The organism is Geobacter grbiciae, from assembly GCF_018531165.1.
GTDB classification, from domain to species: Bacteria; Desulfobacterota; Desulfuromonadia; order Geobacterales; family Geobacteraceae; genus Geobacter; species Geobacter metallireducens.
Genome location: NZ_JAHDIW010000010.1, coordinates 51,692 through 75,036 on the forward strand (window position 1 = coordinate 51,692; position 23,345 = coordinate 75,036).

Below are 23,345 nucleotides of genomic sequence, written 5' to 3' on the forward strand. Positions count from 1 at the left end.
CATAACAATCCTGATGTATTGTATTTCTCTGTTGCTCAGTTGCTCTGTGTTATTTCACTGCTGTTTTCTGGTTACTCCAGCTCGCTCAACAGTTCCCGCAGGGTGACCGTGGCAAAGACCTCTTCGTCCAGGGCTATCTGCAAGAGGCGAAGCTTCCCTTTCAGCTCATCCACGGCCACAGGCGACTCGCCGGTGAGCCGGGCCAGTTCGGCAGAGGAGGCTTCGGCCAGGTCGTGAACAGTGCGCCCCAGGAGCGGCGAGAGCCGGATACGGTCCGCCGCGAGCCCCAGGACGATCTCCGCCTTGGTCCTGAACTCCCACAATCTGACTGGCGGGATATCGACCGTCGGGAGGTCGGCGGGGTCGATACCCCGCAGGTCGTTCAGGGTCCGGATTCCCGCCCCCCGTAGGAGCTGACCGTAGCGGTCCCCCACCCCCTGAATGACTCCCACTCCCCGGCGCCCCACCAAGCGCTGTTTGGGCACCGGCGTTTCGGCCTCGGCAGCCTCTCCCGGCGAGGGGCCTGTCACAGCCTCCCCTTCCACCGTCACCACCAGTTGCCCAAGGATGAGAACCTCCCGGTCGCCGGCAGCCACCCTCCGCACGGTCCGGTCGCCATTGATGACCGTCACCGAGTGCTCAACGCCGGTCACCCCTTCCACCACTTGGTAGACCTCACTCAGGAAGAGATCCTGCCCCAGCCTCCGTTTCCGAAGGGAGAAGACATCCTGCAGGGCGCTCTTCACGGCGGCGGTCACCACATCGGGATTGTAGGCGGCGGCATCCACCGTCAGGAGCACCTCCAGGGCGAAGGTGCGGGATTCGTAGGGGAGGACCGTCACCTCCACCTCCGGCACGGCGTGGGCCACGAGGAAATCCGTGAGGGTTGCGGCGAGGGTTCCCAGTGCCCCGCCCCCGGCAGGGACCACCACCACCTCCACCTTCTCGTTGCGGCCGAGCCCGGTGGGACGGCTGAAGGCCCTGGCCTGCCAGACGCTACTCTGGGACATGGCGAGCCAGGCGAAGTCATCCAGGGAGACAGCCCGCTCCAGGGTGAGAAGGGTTGCCGGGGCGTTCGCCCGCAGGGACTCGACCCCTTCCCGGTCGTTGCCGCCGGTGGCGGGAAGGGGCTGTCGCACCTTCTCCACGAGGCGGTGGGGCCGGGAGGGCTTGAAGGAACTTCCGGCCGGAAGGTTCCCGGCAAGCCCGGTACCCGAGCGGAAGGTGAGCCGCACGTTGTTCACGCCGCTGGGGAGGCGCCGGCCCCGCACCCCATCGCCGAAGGCGATGAGAAGGTATCCCGCCTCGGTCATCCTCACCGTGTAGTGGTGGTCGGTGGGGCCCGAGTCGGCGAAGCTCCCCACCTGTTTCCAGACCCGTCCGGCCACGGAGAGGTCGATAGCGGCCCGCACCCCGGCGGGCTGGGTCGGGTCGGCCACGAAGGAGACCCCCGCCTCGGCGAAAACAAAGGACTGGTTGGCCCGGGTGGCGTCGCCGCTCCCCAGGACCTTCTCCACCTTGCTCTCGCCATGGCCCGCAAGGGCCACGTTACCGGCAATGAGGGTGTTTCCCCAGGTGAACCCGGCCGGCAGATCCCGGGAGAGAACCAGGGTGGTCCCCTCAATCCTGGCCACCGTGGTGAAGAAGGCGGCGGTGGCATCATCAGCCCGCTCCACCATGAGCGTGCGCCCCTTCTCCAGGGCCGTCGGCACAGTTACCAGGGGGATGCGGCTTCCGGTCACGGGCTGGCGGTTCTCCTGCCACGCCACGGTCCGGAGCTCCTCTTTAAAGTGGGCGTAGACCTTCGTCTCCGTGAGGAAGAAATCGCCTCCCCCCCGGTCGTCCCAGCCATCCTCCGCCGTGAGGGTCGCCTCCTCCCGATCCAGGTCGACACTCACCGAGGCAAGCCGCGCCCAGGAGGCCTGCTGCCCCATGACCACCACGGCCAGGTCGCCGGCCGTGGTCTTCTTTGGCTTGGCGGTGACGATGGCGTTCGGGAGGTGCCCATCCTGCTTCTCCAGGAAGGTATCGGTCTGCCACGGCCCCGCCCCCACCGGCGGCACCAGCAGCGTCTGGGGATTATCCAGCGGGAAGGGATGGTCGCTCTTCAGCCACGAGACGGTCAGAATGGTGTAGCCCTTGCGGGGATGCTCGCTGTCGGCCGGATGGTATCGGGCCGCCGTCACCGTGTAGAAGGGAAGGTGCTTCTGCTTCGCGGCATCCACGGTCTCCTGGACGACCCGCCGGTCGGCGAGCCGCGACCAGTCCCCGGCCACCCGGAGGGCGTAGATGACGGAGCCGGGGCTGTCCACGGGGCGCTCCTCCTGGGCGCTCACCGTGATGGTGACCGGGTAGCCGACCCTGGCGGTGTCGAGCCGCAGGGGGCCCACATCGGTATCAAGGACGAGCCGTTTTCCGGTCACGGAGTAGACCCGGCGGTAGAGTTCCTCGGCCCCGTCGTCGATGTAGATCACCATGCCGGGAAGGAGCCCATCCGGCTCCTCAGTGAGACGCAGGACCCGCTCCAGCTCCGCCCCTTTGGCAGCCGGACCGATCGGGGCAAGCCCCTCGGCCGGCTTGGCGTGGATAAGGGTGTACCCCTTCCTGAGCCGGTGGGAGAGGCGCGGCGTCACCCTTACCTCGGTGTTCCCCGCCACGGTCCGTGTCCCGACAATGAGGTAGGCCCGGAGGATGCCGCTCTGCTCATCCTCCAGAACCAGCGGCTCGCCGGTCTTGAGGTCCTCCACCTCCCCTTCCAGGAGGAGGGTGTCGCCGCCGAGGCGTTCCGGGTTCCGGTTGTATTCGGCGGGGCGGAGGGTGTTGAGGAGCGGGTCCACCTTCAGTTCCTCCAGGGTCTCGAAGACCACCGGAGGGGTGCCGTCGGCGGGGGTATGCTTCACGGCGAACCCCGCCGCGAGGGTCCCCGCCTCCTTGGCCTCGATGACGAACCGGGTGGCGGCCGAGGCCGGGGGGGCCGGGTGGTAGTCGATCATCTCCACCAGCCGCCGCACCGTGTCCCACTGGGTGGCGGTCCCCAGAAACCCCTCGTTGGCGTAGGCGTCCAGGTGCTCGGTGAGGACGTGGGAAGAGCGGGCCAGGACCCGGGCGATCTCCCAGGCCCAGTCCCGGCGGCTGGCGTGGTACTGCTCCAGCATCCGCTCCTGGCGCTCTGCTTCGGTTTCGGCCAGGGGGAGCTGGGTAACTTCCTGCCAGTTGGGGAAGCGGTCAGCCAGCTCGGCCCGGAGCAGTTCCAGGAAGGTGACGGCGTTGCCGTCCACGTACCTGAAGCGGCTGAGTCCGGCGCGGTTCCAGCGGGTGAGGTCGGTTCCGGTGCTCATCCTCGGCGCCCTCCGGTCAGGGTGAGGTTGATGTAGCCCCGCTCGGGGCGGCTCGGGTCGTTGTCGCAGACGGCGATTTCGAGCCCCTGGAGCGGGATGCGTCCCGTGTCGGTCTGGTCCGGGTACTGGTCCCCGAACCGTTTGAAACAGTTTAGGCAGACATTCTCGACCCCGTCCAGGGACATGAGGGTTTGGAAGAGGTCGCTGGCGTAGAGGTCTTCGCCGAAGTCGTGGCGACCAGGCTCGAAGAAGCCCCCCGGCCCGGTGCCGAGGGCCTGGTGAACGGCGTTGCGGACTTCGGACTGGAAGTAGTTCTCCCGCACCCGGATGGAGATGAACATCTTGATCCCCACCGGCACCGCATCATCCAACACCACCTCCTGGCCGGCCATGCGCCACGCCTCCAGGTAGGGGCGGAGGATGGTCCGGATGGTGGGGGGCTCCGGCTCCCAGACCGGTTCCCAGATCCGGTGCTCTTGGTGGAACGCCATAACCCGCTCCCGCAGGTCGTCGGGATAGGGGAGCCCCTCCTCATCGAGGGGGTGGTCGTTCCAGAGGACCGTGGCCACCCGAACCGTGGGCCACGAGCCGGTCCAGGCGCTCCAGCCGCTGGCCCGCAGCACCAGGGGGTGGTCGGTGAGGCGGTCGGCATAGTCGGCCACGGTCACCATCCGCCGCTGGGTGTGAATGGCCCGGGGACCTTCGAGGCGGGCCGGGTCCATGAGCAGGGGGTTGCGGCGCCAGAGCTCGTCCAGCTTCTGGTGGCGTGATTTGCCGTCGGGGGTTGCGGGAGGATCATCCTCCAGCCCGGCCGCGGTGGCGGCGTCGTAGCCGATGAGGGAGAGGAGCCGCCGCACCGATTCGGGGCGCCGCGCCGTCTCCAGGTACGCCTCCGTGGCCACCCGGTCGGCCATGTCCGACAGCTGGTCGAGGACTGCGGCCAGGGCCTCCACGAGCACCACCTCCAGGTCGCCGGCGGTCCAGCGGGTCCGCTCCGGGAAGCGCCCCGCCAGCTCTTCGAGCATGAGGCGGCGGAAGCTGTCGTAGTCCCGCACGAGCCAGTCGAAGTCGTCGCCGGGGTCGGGAAGGGGCGGAGGAAGCTCCACCCGGCGCTCGGCGCAGTCGGGGCAGCGTCCTTCGAAGGTAAGTATGCTTGTCGGGTTCTCGGCCATGGTCTCACACCAGGAATTCGTGACGCTCGCCGTAGCCGATGGCGGCCAGGGCGTAGGAAACGGTTATCAGGAGCTTCTCCCCCTCCCCTCGGACATCCACCTCCAGGCTTTTGGGGTCCACCTCCCCACGGAGGGCCTCGGCCAGGGACGAGGAGATCCGCTTGCGGGTGATCTCCCAGAGGACCGAGGAATTGGGCTCGAAGACCAGTTGCTTGAGCCCCGCCCCGAAGTCGGGCCGAAAGACCCGCTCGCCCGGGTTGGTGAAGAGAACCTGCTCGATCTGCTGCCGCACGTGGGACCGGCGGTCGGCCGTGGCGGCCCCGTGGTCGCCGATGCGGAGCGGAAAGGCCATGTATGGTGGATCGGTCAGGCGGTTCATATTGTCCTCCCAGATGGGGCTGCGGCTTTCACGCCATCTCGCCGCCGTCCTCGTCGCTTCCTTGTGCGACGTAGCTTGGGCTACGCCTCCGCGGTCGCTCCTGCGGGTGCGACGATCTGCCGCAAATTCCGCAGCCCTTGTATTATGTTTTATACAAGGGGCAACCACGTGGGGTTGCATCTACGACGTCATCACCTTCATGGACAGAGTACTCATCTCCCCCTGCGGAATGGGTGGTCCCGTGGGCCCCATGGCGCTGGGGTGGACGTGGGTGGCAAAGAGGGTGAGGAAACTCTGCCCCTTGATGATCGGTTCGCCCCCCTGCCCCGCCAGCATCACCGTCTGCGCATCCACCACCACCTGCTGTCCCTTGACGGTGACCCCAGAAGCGGCCATCTCAACCTTGTTGCCGTTGGAATCCTCGATTGTGGTGCCGCTGGAGGACATGGTGATGGTGTTGCCGTTACTGTCCTCCACCACCACTTTCCCCGCGTCGGCGTCGAGGGTCAGGGTGTTTCCCTTGGCGTCGGCCACGATCACCGTCCCCTTCTCGTCCACGGTCATCTCGGTCCCGGCCGGATGGGCCAGACGGAACTTCTCGGCCCCCGACTCGTCGTCGAACTGGAGGATGTGGCCCGACGGAGTCTTCAGCACCCGGGTCGTTGGGGGCGACTTGGCCGCCTCCGCCGGCGGGTCGCCGCTCGCCTGCCAGAAAGTGCCGGTCCAGATGGGGAGGTTCACGTTTCCCGCCTCGAACTCCACCCAGACCTGGGCATCCACCTCGGGGACCGCGAAGAGCCCCTGGTCGGCCAGGCCGCCGAAGGGAAGGCTCGGGAGGGCCCAGCCGGTGGGGGTTTCGCCCAGGACCGACGGAACCATGAGGCGAAGCCGCCCCCGCTGCTCGGGGTCGTCGTTGTCGGTCACGAACCCGCGGTACTTGCCGTAGTAGCGGTTGCGGTACTGCCGTGCCAGTTCCAGGAGCAGGTCGTCCATCTATCCCCCCAACACGCCGGCCAGAACGCCGCCGGCGCCGCTTCCCAGGTTGTCGCCGTAGGCGTTGCGCAGCAGGTTGAAGCTCTGCCGGTATCCCTCGGTGCTGAACCGATGATTGACGGTATCCACGAACCAGATGCCGCCGTAGCGGTCCCCCACGCCGTCCACCCCCACCGGCTCCCCCACCCGGAGCACATGGCCGTAGAGGGAGCCGTCCAGCTCCCCCTCCCCCTTCACCCGGAGGGAGAGGTCATTGGCCCGGCGCTGGGCCCGGGCGCGCCACTCGTCTTCGCTCATCTCCCCCTGGCGGCTCATGCGCCAGGCAAAGTCGGGGAGCCCGCTCCCGGCCCCCGTGGCCGCCTCGTTCCCCAGGAGAGGGAGGTCCGGGTCCACCGTCTCGGAGACGGTGCCGCTCCCCGCGGTCTCGGCCCGGTCGAAGGTGACTTGGTCGGCCTGGTGCCCGTCGTCCTTCACCGAGAAGCGGTAGGCGCTGGTCGCCTCGCCGGCGTAGACCATGATGGTCTCCTGGGGTTCCGCGTCGAGGCGCATGGGGCCGAAGTAGACCATCCCCTCACGGAAGATGAGGTCGTAGCCGTTGGCCTCGGCCCGGCTTCGGAGGAACTCGATGTCGGTTGCATCCTGGTTGATGACGAGACCCGTCTGGCCGCTGCCGTTACCCGGGTCCGGGGAAAGACCATACTTGCCGAGGATCGCCGGAACGATCACCATGTCGGTGGTGGGGGCGTCCCCTCCCCAGACCTCCCGCACATGCTCCCGGTCCAAGGCCAGGGAGTCGTCCCGGCACTCCACGATCACCCGGGCGCTCCCGGCGTCCTCCGGGTAGTCGGCCCTGACCTCCCGGATGTACCCCCGCATCACCTCCTCGGTGGCGGAGCCGAAGGCCGCCTCGATGACGATCGGCTCCCAGGGGGCAAGCCTCCCGTCGTCCTGGACAAACCACCGACCCTGCTCGTCGCGGCGGCTCTCGAAGGTGATGGTCGCCACCGTCGGCTCGGCCCGGCCGGCATCCACCGTCACCTCCGTGAGGAAGGGGTAGAGATCGGCAATCTCAAGCCCCGCGCTCCCCACTCGGATGATGCATTCGGCCGGCTCGCGGCGTTTTGATGTCAGAAAATCAAGAATCATGACGAAACCCGAAACCTTTGAAACACAGAGCAACTGAGCAACAGAGATAAATCTTAGAAAACCGAAAAGTCTAAAGGTCTACTTTCTGCCGCTACTGCCCTGATTAACTTGTTTTCTCAGTTGCTCTGTTGCTCTGTGTTATTCAAACCTTTAGTTCAAAACTCTATTCCTTCGCCTTCGGTATCAGGATCACCCTCCCCTCCATCTCTTCCAGCACCATGTCGCCGCCGTAGAGGAAGTCGGGGTTGGCATCGACGATCCGCCACCAGAGGCGGTCGTCGTTGTAGTAGTGGCGCGCCAGGAGGTCCAGGCGGTCGCCGGCCTTCACCACGTGCTCCACCACCCCGGTGGCGGGGCCGATGGGCCGGGGGCGGATCCCCGCGAAGACCGTGGTTCCGTCGGCGGACGGCGCGAACTTCTCGCTTTTCTCGTAGCGGCTCCCCTTCTGGAACATGTCAGAAAATACCTCCGATCACGGTGCGACCCGTGTTAAGGGCGGCACCCACCACCTGCCGCACCTTCTCCACCTGGTAGAAGGGGTTGTTCCCCTCGATGACCTGCATGGTGAGGCTCGCCCGGGCCCGGTAGGGGACCAGGGACGGGAGGTGGGCCTCCTCGGTGACGCGGATGCTGGTGAGGAACAGGGGGAGGATGTGGGTACCCCAGACCAGGAGGAGCACCGACGCGGACTCGCTCCGCTGGAACGCCCGCTGCCCCCCGAGGCCGAGGCTCGCCAGGGTCTGGAGACCGCCTGGCCCCTGGGCCTTGGGCTCCACCATGGTGCGCAGCGTATCCAGCTCCGGTTCGATGCCGAACTGGGTGGCGATGGGGTCACCGTCGTTCATCCGGTCGGTGGCGTCCAGAAGGATCTCGATGGTGAAGCTCTCGGGCTGCACCGTGACCCCCTGGGCCACTCGGGCCGTCTCGGTGGGGAGGGCGAAGTCGTATCCCCCCCGGGTGCCGGGGGCGCTGCCGGTCCGCAGGGTGATGGTGCGGGAGCGGGTCAGGGACTGGGGGTTGAAGTCGAAGGCCAGCACCAACGGCGGGAGCGACAGGGCGTATTCGATGAGCATCCCCTTGACGGTGTTGAGCATGGTGTTACCTCGCTAGATCAAGTCCCCCTTTGAGAAAAGGGGATTTAGGGGGATTTGACTTTCATTGCCGCCGAAAATCCCCCCTGGCCCCCCTTTCTCAAAGGGGGGTAAGTTCTCACATCTTCTTCACCAGTCCAGCCCCCACCGCCACGGCCACAGCCCGGGCCACGTCGCGGTCGGTGGCCTGGGGATGAACCTCCACCGGCGGCACCACCAGCCGGTCGAGATGGAAATCGCTGGCCACGGGAACCGTTGCCAGCTCCTCCGCCACCAACCGGGCGATCTCACCGGCCCGGTCCCGGAAGGCGGGGGGCAATTTAAGGCGCAGGCGATCAATAGTCAGCATGGGGCCTCCCTGGGAAGGAACGGAGCCAGGGGCCCCAGGTCGAGTGGGGAAAGTTCCCGGCCGTCCTTCCCCAACTCCCGCCAGACCGCCAGGGCCACGTGGCCGAGGCCGAGGGGGCTTCCGGCGCCGGCGGCCAGGTAGGCGGCATGGAGGGCGGCGTTGCGGATGCTCCCGCCGGTCAGGTTCACGGCAGCCCCGAGGAAGGCAGGGTCCACCCCAGGCTCCCGGGGCGCCCGGGGGGGGAGGAGCCGCTGCCAGAGCCTCGTTCGGGCCTCGGCGTCAGGGCGGGGGAAGTCCACCACCACCTGGAAGCGGCGGGCAAAGGCCGGGTCCAGGTGTTTGCGGAGGTTGGTGGTGAGGATCACCGGCCCCTGGTGGGACTCGATGCGGGCCAGGAGGTGGCTCACCTCCATGTTGGCGTAGCGGTCCCGGGCCTCCCGCACCTCTCCCCGCTTGCTGAAGAGGCTGTCGGCCTCGTCGAACTGCAGAATCATGGGCTGGCCGTGGGCCGCGTCGAAGAGGCGGTTCAGGTTCTTTTCCGTCTCGCCAATGTACTTGCTCACGAGCCGCCCCAGATCCACCCGGTAGAGGGGCCACTCCAGCTCCGCGGCCAGGACCGCCGCGGCAAAGGTCTTGCCCGTCCCCGACGGCCCGGCGAAGAGTCCCACGGGTCCGCCGCAGTCGCCGCCTCCCCACTCGCCCACCACTGTTGCCTTGTGGGTGATCCAGAGGAGAAACTCCCGGAGCATGGCGACCCGGTCCAGGGGGAGCACCAGGTCGTCCCACCGGGCAGGGGTTTTCACCAGCACTGCACCGGGAAGATCCCCCGTGACAGCGGGGCGCCCCAGAAGCCGCGCCGTAACCCCGGGTGCCGGGCGAACCGGCTGGAACGGGTCCCCCCCCTCCACCTCGATGAGGCCGCCGATGCGCAGAGGGGATGCCTCGGTGAGGGCCCCGTAGAGGAGCGGCGTCTCCTCGGGAGCCATGGCCAGAAGCTCCTGGAGAAGCGCCGGCGTCGGGTACGGGGTCGGCGTGCCGGACTGGAGACTTTGAAAGAGCCACCCCAGCCGGGGTTCAGCCTCGGGAGCCACCACGCAGGCAAGGACGTCTAACTCCAGGGGAGAGAGCCCCGCCGGCGCCACGGCACGCCAGCCCCCCTCCTGCCGGCGGGACGCCTCCACCTGCTGCTGGAGCGTCCGGAGCCGCTCCAACTCACCCAGGGATGCCTCCCGCCCCTGGCGGGACCCGGCCAGGATCTGGGCCAGGAGGCCGATCCGCTCCCACTCGGGGGAGAAGGTATCCTCTGTCATGGTCCGGGCGGCGGCTTCCATCACGCCCCCCCATGGACGGTGACAAGGAGGGGATTGCTCCGCACCGTCACCGTAACGCCATCCGATCCCCGCACCCAGCTCCGCTCGGCGTAGAGAACCGCCTGCCCCCCGTCGGAAACCAGTTCCTCCGGAAGGGCCGCCTCAACGGTCTCCGCATCGCTCGCTGCGTCGGGATCCAGCACAAGGTCCGTGGCCGTGGCAGCCATCGGGTCCGCCACATCCTCCCAGCCGCCGGTGCTCGTCCAGCGCTGCCAGGAAAGGGTCACTGGGGCGGCGGGCTCCCCGGCCACCCAGACCTGGGGAGTGAAATCCGCCAGTTCCTGGCTTCCGTGGACAAAGAGGAGGCTTTGGGCGCACGTTCCACCATCGAGCACGAAGCTGATGACTGGCGACCAGTCGGGGCGCGAGGCATCCACCGTCGTGCGGGGAACCGGCGGCGCGGCGGCAGCGCCCCCGAAGGGGGAGGTGCGGGCGGCGGGAACGGCCCGAACCTCGGTACCGATCCGCCCCACCAGGGGGCTTTCGGGCCGACGCTCCGACGGGAGCACCGGCGCCAGGGCCATCTCGTAGGCGATGGAGGGGCGGTAGCTCACATCCCCCTGGGTTGACCAGATGTGATTCAACTCGTCGGCCCCCAGGGGGTGAAAGACCACCTGGAGCCGGAACGTCTCGTCATCCACCGTCAGGGCCGACTGCACCGGCGTCTCGTGGAAGAGGCACATCACCTCCCCCAGGAGGCGCAGATCGTTCTCGCCGGCGCTTATCTGCTCCTCATCGAGGCCGAAACCGGTGACGAGGCAGTGGAGCCTCACCCACCAAGGGTCGCCGGAGGTGTCGCCGGTGAAGAATCCGGCCGGCTCGACCCGGTAGAAGAAGAGGTTCACCCGGTGATTCGTATCGGCAGTTGCCGGCGCGGCGCTGGCCGGAGAGCCGATCATCACCTGGATCGAGTTGGCGCTGGCGTCGAGCCCCACGCTGACGAAGTCGGCGATGGCCCGGCAGACCTGGGAGAGTGATGAGCGCGGAAGAGCCATGTCAGAAATTCCTCAAGTAGTGGCGGCTGGACAGATCGGGGCGGGAGCGCTCCTCGCTCCGGGACGGGCGCTCCGCCGGCGCCGGGGCCACCACCACGACCTCGATGGTGCCGATCCTCACCTGGGGCTCGGGGGGAGCCACCGGACGTTCGGAATGGCGCGGGAACTGCTCACCGACGGCAGGGACAGGGGGCTGACGGAGCGTCACGGCGGCCGGTACAGCCCCTGAAGATGGAGCGGGATTCGTCTCCTCCATGGATTCCCTTCCCGGCGGGACGGCAGACCGTCCGGTCTCTTCCGACACATCACCTTGCTGTAGCACCTGATCCGCCCGCGTTGCCGACATTGGCGGATTCCCCGGCAACTGGAGGGCCGGTGACACCTCAACGTCGGCCCGGAGAGGTTCGTCCGGCAACCCCAAGGCCGGGTTTTCTACTGTTTCGCTGCCCATTAGTCCGGGAGGGGTGGTGGAGCCCGCACGGGTTTCCCCCGCTTGCTGTCTCCCCTGAGTTTCCACAGACACTTTCACAGCTTGTAACGCCGCATATCCGGACGAAGATTCCCGTACGAATGAATCTTTTGCGCTCACTGATACTACTGGAACGTCAATCGAACCACCGTCGTGAAATGACTCCATCGGTTCAACGCGGAAATCGCCACGTACCGTTCGGTCGCTTTCGCTTCCAGCCTGCTCTCGTTTCACAGGATTGGGAAAAACTGCTTCTCTCTCCGTCACCTCCGGAATTCCCGCAAACGGGGTGTGTTCCGAAAGCGAAGGGCCCACCACCTGGCGGGTGACGGTTCCAGCCTGCGAAAGACTCTGCCCCGCTGTAACCGGCGTACCGCCCCCCTCCTCCCGAAGTCGTATCACCGACGCATCGCTCCCCGTGACTGCGGCGGGCGCAACAGGGGCGCCGTCCGCCACCACCGGCGCATCGGACGGAACCTCCTCGCTGCCACGGGGTACAGGGGCCTCGGGGGCGCGGACTGCCAGCCCCTCCCTGCGACTGTCGCGTATGATGTCGGCGAAAAATCCCATAAAAACCTTTATTGTAAAAAGCATTCAACACAGAGACACAGAGCAAACCTAAAAGAATGAGAAAGAAAACTTTTTGCCTTTCGGTTGTAGGGTTCCCCTTAAAACTCCATGACTTTCTCTGTGACTCTGTGTCTCTGTGGTTAATCCATTTTTTTTGATTCAACTTACCGCGCCATCCCCCGCGCCCGGTCGATCAGCTCCAGGTAGCGCCGGCGCCGTTCCTGGGGAAGGGCCAGGATCTCCGCCTCGTTCCAGTGGTAGGTGGCGGCGAGGATGTGAATTTCCTGCAACAGATCCCAGCCCGAATAGCGAAACAGGGCCCGGTAGGGGTCAACCTCGATGACGTGGGTTGTGCCGCAGGCCGGGCAGGCGGCTTGGACCGACACCGCCACTTCCGGCGCCACTGTCTCCAGGGCAGCCTCGATCCGGGCGAGATCAGCGGGGGTGAAGTCGCCGCCGGCCCCGCATCCGCCGGGACGGGCCACCAGGCACCGCGCTACCAGGAGCCGCAACGCCTCCCCGTCGCCCATCTCAGCAATGGCCTGCTGGTCGGCCCCGGTGGGAACCCGGAAGCGACACGGCCCGAGGCTCGTTTCCACCTCGGCGAAGGGATATCCCTCCCCTGCCTCCTTCACCGGCAGGTCCGAGTGATGTACGGAGAAATCGAACCGTTCACCGCATCGGGCGCAGTCGGCCGAGAGCCAGCTCTCCCCCAGCCCGAGTCCCATGGCGAGCCGCCCCATCAGGACCTGGCGGTCAGCCACCGAAAGCCCCGCCACCGTCGCAGGAAGGGGAGACTCACCCCCCACATGCTCCAGGGTTGCAGCCAGGGCCGCCGTCACCTTGGCCGGCAGGGAGGCGCCGGTCCCGGCCGCCTCGGCCAGGGCCAGCTCCACCACGCCGGTCAGGGGACGGAAGGCGAAGTCCCGGCGCCGGGCGCCGTCGCGCAGGATGCCGCCGGGGAGCCGCATCAGCTCTCAGCCGGCTCGGCGACGCTGGTATCCCGCTCCCATCCCTCGTGCTGCAGGGTGATGGTCTGGATGCCGACGGTGTTCATGTTGCCGGCGTCCAGATCCGGGAGCGCCTGGTAGTCGGAGACCCAGGCCCGGTAGAGCTTGTAGGAGATGGCCACCTTCCCCTGGAGGTTCAGGACGTTGATGATGATGTCCTTGCGGTAGTTCTTCAGGGACATGCCGGCATCCCCCTGGATGTTGTTCACCAGGTTCGCCCAGTTCTCGAAGACCGGGTCGTGGGTGAGCCCCTGCTCCAGGGTCACCGGGTCGTAGCTGGTCCCCCCCGGCATGACCCGCTCGTGGGACGGGTCATTGGAGGCGCGCCACTTCACCGGAGTTGTCTTCTTCTTGAGGGCTCCCATTTTCTTCAGCCCCGCAACCACCTTGCCGTCGATGACGACCTGGAACTTGAAGGTGCGGTAGGGATCGTGCCGATGGGTGTTGACGGGAAAGAGCGGTGCAGCCATCAGAAACCTCCTTTTATTTTGAAAATCTTTTTAAACACAGAGCAACAGAGCAACTGAGAAATCGTGAAAAATATTTCCGCAAATTCACTTGGTCAACTTTCGCGGTGAGAGGGGAAGAGGATTTATTTCAAATCGCCTCTTCCTCTCTGTTGCTCAGTTGCTCTGTGTTATGAAGTTGCTGTTAAATCATCACTGTTCGGCAACCTTCTGCTGGATCCTCACAATGACGAACTCGGCCGGTTTCAGGGGGGCGAAGCCGACGATGACGATCACCTGGCCCCGGTCGATGTCCCCCTGGGTCATGGTGTCACCCAGGCCGCAGCGGACGAAGTAGGCGTCGTTCGCCTTCTCGCCCTGGAAGGCGCCGGCCCGGAAGAGTCCGTCCATGAAGGAGCCGATGTTGGCCCGCAGGGAGGCCCAGAGGTTGTGATTGTTGGGCTCGAAGACCGCCCACTGGATGCCGTTGTAGATGCTCTGCTCAATCATTATGGCGGTACGCCGGATGGGGACGTAGCGCCACTCTGGGTCGGCCTTGGTGGCCAGTGTGCGGCTTCCCCATATGACCGGCCCGAAGCCCGGCATCTTCCGGAGACAGTTGACGCCGAGGGGGTTGAGGGAATCCTGCTCCCCGTCCTCCACCGGGTACTGGAGGCCGGCCACGCCGAGGAGCGATGTCTCGACCCCCGCCGGGGCCTTCCAGACGCCGCGGCGGCCGTCGATCTTGGCCCACATGCCGGCGGCAAAGCCGCTGGGGGCCACGAGGAGGGTGGATGGCACGCCGGGGTTCCTCTCGGCGTTGTAGAAGGGGTTGGCAACCTTGGCCCAGGGATAGTAGACCACCGAGTAGGTCTTGGGCTTGAACCCCAGGTCGTTGACCGCTTTCTCGGTCCTGAGCTCACTTCCCTCGGGGGGATCGATGATGACCATGCGGCTCCTCATCTTCTCGGCGTGGGCCACGGCGGCGTCGATAATCGACTGCTCGGTGGTGGAATCCCAGGCCTGTCCCGGCAGGCTGAGGATGCTGATGTCGCGCACCTTCTCGAAAGCGGCGAAGATATCGTCGTAGGCGGCCTTGTCGGGTTCGCTGCCGTTGGTCCCACCGGCAAGGGAGACCTGGCCGGCGATCCCCGAGAGCATGGCGTCCAGGGACTGCTGGCCGGTCCGCTCGGTGCCGTCGTTGGCAAGCCCCAGCAGGAGTGTGGTGGAGGCGTCGGTGGCGTCGCCCGGCCCAGTCACCACCACCGCGGATGCGGCGAGGCGGGTGCCGGAGGTGAGAACGAGCTGGTTGCCGTCCGCCGCACAGGTAAAGTCCCGCACGGCAGGGTTGGCAACCACCGCGCCCCTCACCAGGGTTTGGATGCTCCCGGCCACGTCGGCAAGGGTGCTAGTGGCGCTGAACTCGGTGGCGCCAAAGGTCACCGCCCGGGCCGTGCCGTCCACGGTAACGGTCATGGTCAGGTCGTTGAGCAAGCTGAAGTCGGCCACGGCCGACAGGTCCTGGCTGATGCTCACCCCCAGGAGGTACTGGCTGATCGCCTGCATCTCCACGCTGATCAGGGTCGAGGCGTCGTTCACCTTGCTCTCGATGTAGTCGGGGGCGTCTTCATCGGCCACGGTCAGGTCATTGAACCGCTCCCGCTCCTTGAACTCGGTTCCGTCCATGACACCGGCCCGCAGGGTGTAGAAGCCGGGGGCATCCGCCTTGGCCTCGAACCTGATCCGCAGATCATTCCCCCATTCACCCGGATTGGCCGCCGCGAAGCGAATTATCTGAGTGGCATCGTCGGGATTCACGAGGAACCCTTCCGCAGTGTCGGCGCTCCCCTCCGTGATGGCCCGCACGATGTAGGCGGCGGTCCCCCCGTTCTGGAAAAAGCTGTAGACCGCGAATCCCATGGGGTCGCCGGTGGCGGATTTTCCCAGATCGCGGATACCGCCGAACTGCTCCTCATAGTCGCTCCACTTGAACAGCAGCGTCGGTTCGGCCACCGGCCCCTTCGTGGTATAGCCGACAAACGCCGCGGTGGACGTCCCGACCCCTTCGATGGGGCGGGAACCGCTCGGGATCTCCTCCACATACACACCCGGGTGAAGATACGTAGGCATCGTCTGAACTCCTTTCGTCAGTGTTTACGTACGGCAATACGGTGTAACTGCTTCTGGCATCATCGTTTTATCGCGGGGAACAGCCTCGGAAGGCGAATCGGAAAAGCCCTGTGATTCCGGATTGTTTTAAACCAAATAACAGAGTTTTATCCCGTGTCAATAAGGCTGTGCTCATTTTCCTTTTCCTCCCCTTTACAGCTTGTCCGCGGCGGCAGACCATGCTACACAACCTACCATGCGACTCCCTACCCCCCTCTACCCCGGCACCCTCGTCCGCCGCTACCAACGCTTCCTGGCCGACGTGCAACTGGCCGACGGCACCACTGTCACCGCCCACTGCCCCAACTCGGGAAGCATGAAAGGGTGCAACCTCCCCGGCAGCCCTGTCTGGCTCTCCAAGAGCGCAAACCCGGCCCGCAAGCTGGCCTACACCTGGGAACTGGTCATGGCCGACGGCTTCTGGGCCGGGATCAACACGGGGCTGCCGAACCGGCTCGTGCGGGAGGCCATCGAGGACGGCACCGTGACGGAGCTTCAGGGATACGGGAGCATCCGGCCCGAGGTGCGCTACGGGGAAGAAAGGAGCCGGATTGACCTCCTCCTGGAAGGTGGGTCGGGGCGCTGCTGGGTGGAGGTAAAGAACGTGACCCTGGTGGAAGGAGGACGGGCCCTCTTCCCCGACGCCGTGACGGAACGGGGGCAGAAGCACCTGCGGGAGCTGATGGAGATGGTGCGGCGGGGTGATCGTGGGGTGATTTTCTACGTGGTGCAGCGGGGGGACGGCGAGGCTGTTTCACCGGCCGACGCCATCGACCCGAAATACGGGCAGCTCCTCCGGCTGGCCGTGGCGAACGGCGTCGAGGCCCTTGCCTACCGGGCACTGGTGACGCCGGAGGAGATCCGGCTTACGGAGCGGCTACCGGTGATTCTGTAGTCAGGGAGCCAGCCAGCGTCCGCCCTAAAACCCTAACCGACTGATTTTAATGTAAAATATTGCACATTGCGTTTTGGCTTTGCGTCGAGCCGCGTTACAATTGAGCTCCAACATACTGGCGGAGGCACCACCAATGAAAAGGGAGATGGCGACCCATCTCCCTTTTTTACCAGCCGGTAGTAGATTAAATTACCCCAGTTGGCGTACCAGGCCGAGAGGAGCGACTGTTCTCCCGTAGACCTCGTTGATGACCTGGGCCAGTCCGGCATATATGGCGGACAGACCGCAGAAAATCCCTTCATAGCCGGCGATGATCTTGATGGCGTGGTTTCCGGTTGCATCACCAGCCGCGAGGAGGAAGAACAATACCGTCAACGAGCCGAACACAACCTGGAGCGCCTTGTTCATCCTCAAGGTTCCCACAAAGAGCACGCCGGTAAAAAGCCCCCACATGACGAGGTAAGCGGTCATGGCAAAGTTGTCGGGAGCATGGATGAAGCCGGTGTTCGGAAGGATGATCAGCGCCACCAGGGTGAGCCAGAAGAGGCCATAGGATGTGAAGGCGGTCGCTCCGAACGTATTGCTTTTTCTCCATTCCATGATGCCGACGATGATTTGCCCCAGGCCGCCATAGAAAATTCCCATGCTCAGTATCATGGCATCCATGGGAAACATCCCGGCATTGTGCAGATTGAGCAGAACGGTCGTCATACCGAAGCCCAGCAGCCCGAGCGGCGCCGGATTGGCCGTCGTATCGTTCAGTTCGAATACGGCAGCCGTGTCTTGTGGATTTGTGGCCATAGGTACTACCTCCTTGTCAGCGTCGCGTGGCTATTCGCACAGGTCGATCTTCATATCCCAGTTTTTGATCTTCATGGTGCCGTTCTGGGCAAGATTCAGCTGCATTTTGAAGGCGCGATCCCACACCTGGGGCTCGTGGCCCACCTTGCGCGCCATGCACTCCTTGGTTGCAATTTCCAGATACGCGAAGAGGATCGGCTTGTAGTCGGGATGGGCGCACTTCTCGATAATACGCCGGGCGCGCTCCTTCGGTGCGAGCCCCCGCAGATCGGCAAGCCCCTGCTCGGTCACCACGCAATCGAGGTCGTGCTCCGTGTGGTCGATGTGGGAACAGTGGGGCACGACGCACGTGATGCCGGTGGGATCGGTTTTAGACGGACGGCTCGACGGGGTGTGCATGATTTTGAGGAAGCCGTTGCGAAGAAAATCGCCGGAGCCGCCAATGCCGTTGATCATCCGTGTACCCCCCACAAGGGTCGAGTTGGCATGGGCGTAGATGTCGATCTCCACCGGGGTGTTCATGGCGATAACGCCGAGCCGCCGGATGGGCTCCGGCGCGTTGGAGATGGAGAGCGGGCGGAGCAGGATTTTGTTCGCATATTTATCCATGTTGGCAAAGAAGCGCGGGAACCCCTCATCCTTGGAGAGTGAGAGCGAACAGGAGGAGGCACAGTTGAGCTTGCCCGAGTCAATCAGGTCGAGCATAGTATCCTGTAGCACCTCGGTGTAGACGCTGAGGTCGCTGAACGGCCCCTTGGCCAGGCCACCGATGACGGCGTTGGCGATGGAGCCGACCCCCGACTGGAGCGGCAGGAGATTTTTCGGCAGACGGCCAGCCTTCACTTCGTGGCTGAAGAAGTCGATGATGTGGTTGGCAATGGCCTCGGATGTCTCGTCCTGTTCGGAAAAGGCCCGGCCGTTGTCCCGATACTCCGACTCAACAACGGCGATGATCTTGGATGGATCGCACGGGACAGCGGTGGTGCCGATCCGGGAATCTGCCTTCGTGATGTTCAGAACCTGCCTGTTCGGCGGGTTGTCGCAGATGATGTTGTCATGCATCCCCTCGAAGGATGGCTGCCCGACATTCACCTCGACGATGACGCGGTCGCACATCATGAGAATTTCGGGGATAACACCGCCGGAAGAGGTCGGCACGAGCCCGCCGTCCTCCGTAATCGCGGACACCTCGATAATCGCCAGATCCAGCTTGCCGCTCGGGGTGTCCTTTGTGTAAAAGCCGTAACCGAGATCCTGGGCAAAGAGGGAGAGATGCTTGTCCCCCATCCGGATGCGCCCCTCATTAATGCCGGCGGCGATGTTCTTGCCGGTCTGGTACGGCCAGCGGCGGTCGATCATATCCAGGGTTGCCCAGCGATCTTCCGTTTCGGCCCCGACCGATGCCCCTGTGAAGATGCTGAAGCGCAGTTTTCCCTGGAGGTTGTTCTTCTCCACATGGTCGGCGAGGGCGATGGGGACTGCTTTGGGATACCCGGCGGGGGTAAAGCCCGACCAGCCGAGGTTCATCCCGTTCTTGAAGAATTGGATGGTTTCTTCCGCCTTCATGACTTTGCCCAGCAATGACGTGCAACGCACGCGCTCCTGCAGGGTTCCATATTTTGCCATAGTAAACTCCTGTTCTTTTTTGATGTATACGGTAAAGCTGCGCATTTGCCGCGAATACTACAGCCGGCCGCCTTTAGCGGCCCACTCCTCAAGCATGGGGATGGTCACCGATTTCGGGCGCTCGATGGCATAACCGAGCCCGCGGTCCCAGGTGATGTTGGCCATGCATCCGAGAGCCCGGCCGACACCGAAGAGGACGGTGTAGAAATCCCACTCCTTGACCCCGTAATGCCACTGGATGACGCCGGACTGTGCATCGACGTTTGGCCAGGGATTCTTGGTCTTGCCGTGCTCGCTGAGGACGCCCGGCGCCACCTCGAAGATCATGGAAACCAGCTTGAAGAGGGGATCCTCCGGGAGATGCTTCTGGCAGAACTCCCGCTGGGAAATGTAGCGGGGATCGGTTTTGCGCAGGACGGCATGGCCATAGCCGGGGATGACCTGACCGGAGTTGAGGGTATCCCACAGCGCTCTGGTGATGAGCTCCTTGGTCGGTTCCTGGTCCTTGCAGTACTTCTCCTGGAATTTTATGGTCCAGTCGAGCACTTCCTGGTTGGCGCGGCCGTGGAGCGGGCCGGCCAGGCCGTTCAAACCGGCGGCATAGGCATAGTAGGGGTCGGACAGGGCGGAATGCACCAGGTGGGTGGTATGGGCGGAGACGTTGCCGGATTCGTGGTCGGAGTGGAGGATAAAGTACATCCGTGCCACGTCCCTGTACGCATCACCCTGCCCGATCATGTGGGCAAAATTGGCCCCCATGTCCAGCGCGGGATCGATGGCGATCTGTCGGTCGCCTTTGTACTTCAGGTTGTAGATGAATGCCGCGATCACCGGAATGCGGGCGACGATGTCGCAGGCGTCCTCATACACGGCTTCCCACGAGGTCAGCTTATTGAACTTGCCTGAATTATAGAGGGCGGCGAACTTCGAGTCCCGCTGCATGGCGGTGATCCCCACCGAGAGCATCGCCATGGGATGGCTGTCACGGGGCAAGGTCCGGATGGTGTCGAAGACATACTGGGGTACTTCCTGGCGGACCTTCCATTCGGTAAGCACGTCATCCACCTGACTCTGGGTGGGAACGTCCCCCGTCAGGAGGAAATACCAGAAGGATTCAACGGTCGGGTAGTCCGAACCCTCAGCCTTGGGGAGGGCGGCAAAGGTTTCAGGAATAGTCTTACCGCGGAACCGGATCCCCTCCTGGGGGTCCAGGTAGGAGATATCGGTCACGAGGCTGCGGATATCGCGGGCGCCGCCGATACACTGCTCGATGGTAACCTCGTCGATCTTGACCTTGCCGAACTCTTTGACCAGCCTGGTGGTGCGGGGGCGAAATTCCTCGATTTTCTGCTTAAGCGTTTCTTTTAATCCCATCGTACTACGCTCCTTTTCGTGGTAATTGCATTGAAATTCAGTAAACGTGAGACAACTTCACAACCTCCTTTCGACGATGATCAGATACGAAACAACTCCATGAACTCATGGACGGGAGTGTTCTCCAGCCGCTGTTGATCCCGGCAGCAGGCAACTATTCGTTGGACCTGTTTTTCGGGGAAACGCAAGGACAGGTTCGCCCGGAATTTCTCCAGCAGGAGCGGGATTCCCTCGGCGCGGCGCCGGCGATGCCCGAGGGGGTATTCCACCTCGACACGCTCGGTGCAGGAGCCGTCACGGAAGAACACCTGGACGGCATTGGCGATGGAGCGTTTATCCGGCTCAAGGTATTCGCGGCTGTAGCGCGGCTCCTCCACCACGTCCATCCGCTCCCGCAGGGGATCGATGCGGGGATCGGCCGCCGTCCTCTCCTCGTAATGGTCGGCGGTCAGGTTCCCGAAAATGAGCCCGATGGCGGTCATATACTGGAGGCAGTGGTCCCGGTCCGCCGGGTTATGGAGTGTGCCGGTCTTGCTGATGATACGGATGGCGGATTCGTGGGTGGTGATGACGACCTTTTCGATGTCCGAGAGTCGCTCCCGCACTTGGGGATGGAGCTTCACTGCGGCTTCAACGGCCGTTTGGGCATGGAATTCCGCAGGAAAGGCGATCTTGAAGAGGACGTTTTCCATGACATAGGAGCCATAGGGACGCTGGAAGCGGAACGGCTCTCCCTTGAATGAGACGTCGTAGAATCCCCACGTGGGGGCGGTGAGCGCGCTTGGATATCCCTTCTCCCCCTGGAGGGTCATTTGGGATAGCCGTACCGCCCGGCTGGCAGCATCCCCCGCGGCCCAGGATTTGCGGCTGCCGGTGTTGGGGGCATGGCGATAGGTGCGGAGGCTCTGGCCGTCGACCCATGCCTGGGACAGGGCATCGATTATCTGCTCTTTCGTCCCTCCGAGCAGTCTCATGACAACGGCGGTCGAGGCGACTTTGACCAGCAGGACGTGGTCGAGCCCCACCCGGTTGAAGCTGTTCTCCAGGGCCAGGCACCCCTGGATTTCATGGGCCATGACCATGCAGGTCAACACCTCGCCCATGGTCACGGGAGCGTTCCCTTCGGCAACGTTGCGCCGGCTCAGGTGGTCGGCAACGGCCAGGATCGCCCCGAGGTTGTCCGACGGGTGCCCCCATTCGGCGGCCAGCCAGGTGTCGTTGAAGTCGAGCCACCGGATGATGCAGCCGATGTCAAAGGCCGCCTTGACCGGGTCAAGCTCGTAACGGGTGCCCGGCACCCGGGCGCCGCGGGGGACGACGGTTCCGGGGACGATCGGCCCCAGGAGCTTGGTACACTCGGGAAACGTCAGGGCCAGCATGCCGCACCCGAGGGCATCTATCAGGGAGTAGCGGGCAGTTTCGCGGGCCTCGTGGCTCGTCACCCGGTAGCCCGTGACGTACTCGGCTATGTCGACCAGCACCTGATCCGGCGATGGGCGGACATTCACCTCGGCAGTCGTGCTCATCGTTTCTCCCTCCCCTCGCCGCTTTCTACGCCGTCACGGGAAGACAGCCGGTCGAGTTTCCGCTCATAGTCGTAATAGTGGAGCAGTTCGTAGAGTTCCTCCCGGGGTTGCATGGCCGCCACAACCGGCTCCTGGGTTCCGGCGCGGAGGATGGTCTCATACACCTCCAGTGCGGCCCTGCTCATGGCCCGGAAGGCGCTCAGGGGATAGAGCACCATGGCGACCCCCTGCGCAGCAAACTGCTCTTTCGTGTAGTAGGGGGTCTTCCCGAATTCGGTCATATTGGCCAGGAGCGGCACATCAACGGCGTCGGCAAACCGCCGGTACATGGCAAGATCGGGCACCCCTTCGGCAAAGATGCTCTCCGCGCCGGCCTCCACATAGCGGGCCGCCCTTTCGACGGCGGCGTCGAGCCCTTCGGCCGCCAGGGCGTCGGTACGGGCCATGATCATGAGATCCCCATCGCTTCGGGCATCCACCGCAGCCTTTATACGGTCCACCATTCTGCCTGTTGAAACAATGGACTTGTTGGGGCGATGGCCGCACCGTTTCGGCTCGACCTGGTCCTCAAGGTGAACCGCCGCCGCCCCTGCGCGAATCATCTCCTTAATCGTGCGGTCAATCCCGAATTCCTCCCCCCATCCCGTATCGATGTCGACCAGGAGCGGCAGGGGGGAAGCGCCGGTAATCCGCCTCACCTCCTCCAGGACGTCACTGCGGGAGGTTATACCGAGGTCGGGAAGACCGAACGAAGCATTCGCAACCCCGGCGCCGGAGAGGTAGATTGCCCGGTGCCCGGCCCTTTCGGCCAGGATTGCACAGTAGGCGTTGATCGTCCCCACAATCTGAAGCGGCTTTTCAGCATCAATGGCCTTGCGGAAAAGCTTTCCGGCGGAAATCTGCTCAGACATTGCCCCTGTCCTTTGCCATGGCTTTTTTGTGCCGTTCCTCGACGCTGATGCGCGCGGTCCGTATATGGCGCCGCATGAGCAGTTCCGCCAACTCTCCATCCCGCTCCTCGATGGCGTCGACGATACGACGGTGCTCCTTGAGCGCCAGCAAGGGCCGGGGACTGTCGGTGCTGAACTGGTACCGGTACATCCGGATCAACTGGTAGAGGCCACCATCCAGAATGGCCAAGAGTCTCTTGTTGCGGCTACCCTGCAAGATCCGGTAATGGAAATCGAATTCTCCTTCCTCCTGGTAATAGGAAAGCCCCTGATCTTCCGCAATGCTCTTCTCATGCTCATCCAGCAGCTTTTTCAACTCTGCGATCTCGCTGTCGGTCATATTCTGGACGGCAAGCCTGCACCCGAGCCCCCCCAGGACTTCGCGAACCTGGTAGGTTTCAATCAGCTCCTCATAGGAAAGCGAGATGACCCGCGCACCATGGTTCGGCGCTCGGATGACGAGATGCCGTTCTTCCAGACGGCTCAAGGCCTCGCGCAATGTCCCCCGGCTCACCCCATACGTTTTGGCAAGCTCTGGTTCTGAAATCTTGCTCCCTGCGGGAATCTCACCCTTGATGATCGAATCCTGAAGGACATCAAAAATCCGGTCCGTCAGGGGAGTCGCGGACTGATTGTTATCATTTACCTGATGCTTCATTTTGTCGACACCTTGTTG

General features: G+C 64.2%; 21 protein-coding genes. 1 reads left to right on the plus strand and 20 read right to left on the minus strand.

Annotated elements, in window-relative coordinates; all coding sequences use genetic code 11:
• Positions 1-71: 71 nt before the first annotated feature.
• The 14 genes from KJB29_RS12605 to KJB29_RS12670 all read right to left on the minus strand — a co-directional run bounded on the left by KJB29_RS12605 (position 72) and on the right by KJB29_RS12670 (position 15,458).
• Positions 72-3,338 carry a baseplate J/gp47 family protein gene (locus tag KJB29_RS12605; RefSeq protein ID WP_215734848.1) on the minus strand — a complete coding sequence of 1,089 codons (3,267 nt, stop codon included), beginning with the start codon at positions 3,336-3,338 and terminating at the stop codon, positions 72-74.
• Positions 3,335-4,510, minus strand: a complete 1,176-nt coding sequence (locus tag KJB29_RS12610) for a baseplate J/gp47 family protein (RefSeq protein ID WP_215734849.1) — start codon at positions 4,508-4,510, stop codon at positions 3,335-3,337. Before KJB29_RS12610 ends, KJB29_RS12605 begins: the two co-directional genes overlap by 4 nt.
• Positions 4,511-4,514: 4 nt before the next feature.
• The gene (locus KJB29_RS12615; protein ID WP_215734850.1) at positions 4,515-4,889 is read right to left on the minus strand and encodes a GPW/gp25 family protein; all 375 of its coding nucleotides are present in this window, start codon (positions 4,887-4,889) and stop codon (positions 4,515-4,517) included.
• Positions 4,890-5,069: 180 nt separating this feature from the next.
• Positions 5,070-5,882, minus strand: a complete 813-nt coding sequence (locus tag KJB29_RS12620) for a phage baseplate assembly protein V (protein ID WP_215734851.1) — start codon at positions 5,880-5,882, stop codon at positions 5,070-5,072.
• Positions 5,883-7,028: a phage late control D family protein gene (locus tag KJB29_RS12625; protein ID WP_215734852.1), complete on the minus strand. Its 1,146-nt coding sequence runs from the start codon at positions 7,026-7,028 to the stop codon at positions 5,883-5,885.
• Positions 7,029-7,191: 163 nt separating this feature from the next.
• Positions 7,192-7,482, minus strand: a complete 291-nt coding sequence (locus KJB29_RS12630; protein WP_215734853.1) for a LysM peptidoglycan-binding domain-containing protein — start codon at positions 7,480-7,482, stop codon at positions 7,192-7,194.
• A gap of 1 nt (position 7,483) precedes the next feature.
• Positions 7,484-8,122, minus strand: a complete 639-nt coding sequence (locus KJB29_RS12635) for a hypothetical protein (protein WP_215734854.1) — start codon at positions 8,120-8,122, stop codon at positions 7,484-7,486.
• 115 nt (positions 8,123-8,237) lie between these two features.
• Positions 8,238-8,468 (minus strand): hypothetical protein, encoded by a 231-nt coding sequence (locus tag KJB29_RS12640; protein ID WP_215734855.1) that lies wholly within the window; start codon positions 8,466-8,468, stop codon positions 8,238-8,240.
• On the minus strand, positions 8,462-9,799 hold the full coding sequence (locus KJB29_RS12645) for an ATP-binding protein (RefSeq protein WP_215734856.1): 1,338 nt from the start codon (positions 9,797-9,799) through the stop codon (positions 8,462-8,464). Before KJB29_RS12645 ends, KJB29_RS12640 begins: the two co-directional genes overlap by 7 nt.
• Positions 9,799-10,833: a Pvc16 family protein gene (locus KJB29_RS12650; protein WP_215734857.1), complete on the minus strand. Its 1,035-nt coding sequence runs from the start codon at positions 10,831-10,833 to the stop codon at positions 9,799-9,801. Before KJB29_RS12650 ends, KJB29_RS12645 begins: the two co-directional genes overlap by 1 nt.
• Before the next feature lies 1 nt (position 10,834).
• Positions 10,835-11,872 carry a hypothetical protein gene (locus KJB29_RS12655; RefSeq protein ID WP_215734858.1) on the minus strand — a complete coding sequence of 346 codons (1,038 nt, stop codon included), beginning with the start codon at positions 11,870-11,872 and terminating at the stop codon, positions 10,835-10,837.
• A 164-nt stretch (positions 11,873-12,036) separates the two neighbouring features.
• On the minus strand, positions 12,037-12,843 hold the full coding sequence (locus KJB29_RS12660; RefSeq protein WP_215734859.1) for a hypothetical protein: 807 nt from the start codon (positions 12,841-12,843) through the stop codon (positions 12,037-12,039).
• On the minus strand, positions 12,843-13,352 hold the full coding sequence (locus KJB29_RS12665; protein ID WP_215734860.1) for a phage tail protein: 510 nt from the start codon (positions 13,350-13,352) through the stop codon (positions 12,843-12,845). The genes KJB29_RS12660 and KJB29_RS12665 overlap by 1 nt, the downstream gene beginning before the upstream one ends.
• 189 nt (positions 13,353-13,541) lie before the next feature.
• Entirely contained in the window at positions 13,542-15,458 is a 1,917-nt protein-coding gene (locus tag KJB29_RS12670; RefSeq protein ID WP_215734861.1) for a phage tail sheath C-terminal domain-containing protein, read from the minus strand.
• Positions 15,459-15,693: 235 nt separating this feature from the next.
• Here KJB29_RS12670 and sfsA point away from each other — a divergent pair, with 235 nt between their 5' ends.
• Positions 15,694-16,392 carry a DNA/RNA nuclease SfsA gene (gene sfsA / locus KJB29_RS12675; RefSeq protein ID WP_215734862.1) on the plus strand — a complete coding sequence of 233 codons (699 nt, stop codon included), beginning with the start codon at positions 15,694-15,696 and terminating at the stop codon, positions 16,390-16,392.
• Between the two features lie 189 nt (positions 16,393-16,581).
• Here sfsA and KJB29_RS12680 read toward each other — a convergent pair whose 3' ends face one another.
• The 6 genes from KJB29_RS12680 to KJB29_RS12705 all read right to left on the minus strand — a co-directional run bounded on the left by KJB29_RS12680 (position 16,582) and on the right by KJB29_RS12705 (position 23,327).
• The gene (locus KJB29_RS12680) at positions 16,582-17,193 is read right to left on the minus strand and encodes an acetate uptake transporter (protein WP_215734863.1); all 612 of its coding nucleotides are present in this window, start codon (positions 17,191-17,193) and stop codon (positions 16,582-16,584) included.
• 30 nt (positions 17,194-17,223) lie between these two features.
• Complete coding sequence (scpC, locus tag KJB29_RS12685) at positions 17,224-18,819, minus strand: succinyl-CoA:acetate CoA-transferase ScpC (protein ID WP_215734864.1); 1,596 nt, start codon at positions 18,817-18,819, stop codon at positions 17,224-17,226.
• Positions 18,820-18,876: 57 nt separating this feature from the next.
• Positions 18,877-20,193, minus strand: coding sequence for a citrate (Si)-synthase (locus KJB29_RS12690; RefSeq protein WP_215734865.1), 1,317 nt, complete (start codon positions 20,191-20,193; stop codon positions 18,877-18,879).
• Positions 20,194-20,273: 80 nt separating this feature from the next.
• Entirely contained in the window at positions 20,274-21,719 is a 1,446-nt protein-coding gene (locus KJB29_RS12695; RefSeq protein WP_215734866.1) for a bifunctional 2-methylcitrate dehydratase/aconitate hydratase, read from the minus strand.
• Positions 21,716-22,630: a methylisocitrate lyase gene (prpB, locus tag KJB29_RS12700; RefSeq protein WP_215734867.1), complete on the minus strand. Its 915-nt coding sequence runs from the start codon at positions 22,628-22,630 to the stop codon at positions 21,716-21,718. Before prpB ends, KJB29_RS12695 begins: the two co-directional genes overlap by 4 nt.
• Positions 22,623-23,327: a GntR family transcriptional regulator gene (locus tag KJB29_RS12705; protein ID WP_215734868.1), complete on the minus strand. Its 705-nt coding sequence runs from the start codon at positions 23,325-23,327 to the stop codon at positions 22,623-22,625. Before KJB29_RS12705 ends, prpB begins: the two co-directional genes overlap by 8 nt.
• Positions 23,328-23,345: the final 18 nt, after the last annotated feature.

Bases quoted from the DNA above. Each gene is read 5' to 3' on its own strand.
- sfsA (WP_215734862.1), top strand. From the start codon at position 15,694: ATGCGACTCCCTACCCCCCTCTACCCCGGCACCCTCGTCCGCCGCTAC.
- scpC (WP_215734864.1), bottom strand. From the start codon at position 18,819: ATGGCAAAATATGGAACCCTGCAGGAGCGCGTGCGTTGCACGTCATTG.
- KJB29_RS12620 (WP_215734851.1), bottom strand. From the start codon at position 5,882: ATGGACGACCTGCTCCTGGAACTGGCACGGCAGTACCGCAACCGCTAC.
- KJB29_RS12680 (WP_215734863.1), bottom strand. From the start codon at position 17,193: ATGGCCACAAATCCACAAGACACGGCTGCCGTATTCGAACTGAACGAT.
- prpB (WP_215734867.1), bottom strand. From the start codon at position 22,630: ATGTCTGAGCAGATTTCCGCCGGAAAGCTTTTCCGCAAGGCCATTGAT.
- KJB29_RS12695 (WP_215734866.1), bottom strand. From the start codon at position 21,719: ATGAGCACGACTGCCGAGGTGAATGTCCGCCCATCGCCGGATCAGGTG.
- KJB29_RS12605 (WP_215734848.1), bottom strand. From the start codon at position 3,338: ATGAGCACCGGAACCGACCTCACCCGCTGGAACCGCGCCGGACTCAGC.
- KJB29_RS12610 (WP_215734849.1), bottom strand. From the start codon at position 4,510: ATGGCCGAGAACCCGACAAGCATACTTACCTTCGAAGGACGCTGCCCC.
- KJB29_RS12615 (WP_215734850.1), bottom strand. From the start codon at position 4,889: ATGAACCGCCTGACCGATCCACCATACATGGCCTTTCCGCTCCGCATC.
- KJB29_RS12660 (WP_215734859.1), bottom strand. From the start codon at position 12,843: ATGCGGCTCCCCGGCGGCATCCTGCGCGACGGCGCCCGGCGCCGGGAC.
- KJB29_RS12645 (WP_215734856.1), bottom strand. From the start codon at position 9,799: ATGGAAGCCGCCGCCCGGACCATGACAGAGGATACCTTCTCCCCCGAG.
- KJB29_RS12650 (WP_215734857.1), bottom strand. From the start codon at position 10,833: ATGGCTCTTCCGCGCTCATCACTCTCCCAGGTCTGCCGGGCCATCGCC.
- KJB29_RS12630 (WP_215734853.1), bottom strand. From the start codon at position 7,482: ATGTTCCAGAAGGGGAGCCGCTACGAGAAAAGCGAGAAGTTCGCGCCG.
- KJB29_RS12705 (WP_215734868.1), bottom strand. From the start codon at position 23,327: ATGAAGCATCAGGTAAATGATAACAATCAGTCCGCGACTCCCCTGACG.
- KJB29_RS12670 (WP_215734861.1), bottom strand. From the start codon at position 15,458: ATGCCTACGTATCTTCACCCGGGTGTGTATGTGGAGGAGATCCCGAGC.
- KJB29_RS12655 (WP_215734858.1), bottom strand. From the start codon at position 11,872: ATGGGATTTTTCGCCGACATCATACGCGACAGTCGCAGGGAGGGGCTG.
- KJB29_RS12635 (WP_215734854.1), bottom strand. From the start codon at position 8,122: ATGCTCAACACCGTCAAGGGGATGCTCATCGAATACGCCCTGTCGCTC.
- KJB29_RS12690 (WP_215734865.1), bottom strand. From the start codon at position 20,193: ATGGGATTAAAAGAAACGCTTAAGCAGAAAATCGAGGAATTTCGCCCC.
- KJB29_RS12640 (WP_215734855.1), bottom strand. From the start codon at position 8,468: ATGCTGACTATTGATCGCCTGCGCCTTAAATTGCCCCCCGCCTTCCGG.
- KJB29_RS12625 (WP_215734852.1), bottom strand. From the start codon at position 7,028: ATGATTCTTGATTTTCTGACATCAAAACGCCGCGAGCCGGCCGAATGC.
- KJB29_RS12665 (WP_215734860.1), bottom strand. From the start codon at position 13,352: ATGGCTGCACCGCTCTTTCCCGTCAACACCCATCGGCACGATCCCTAC.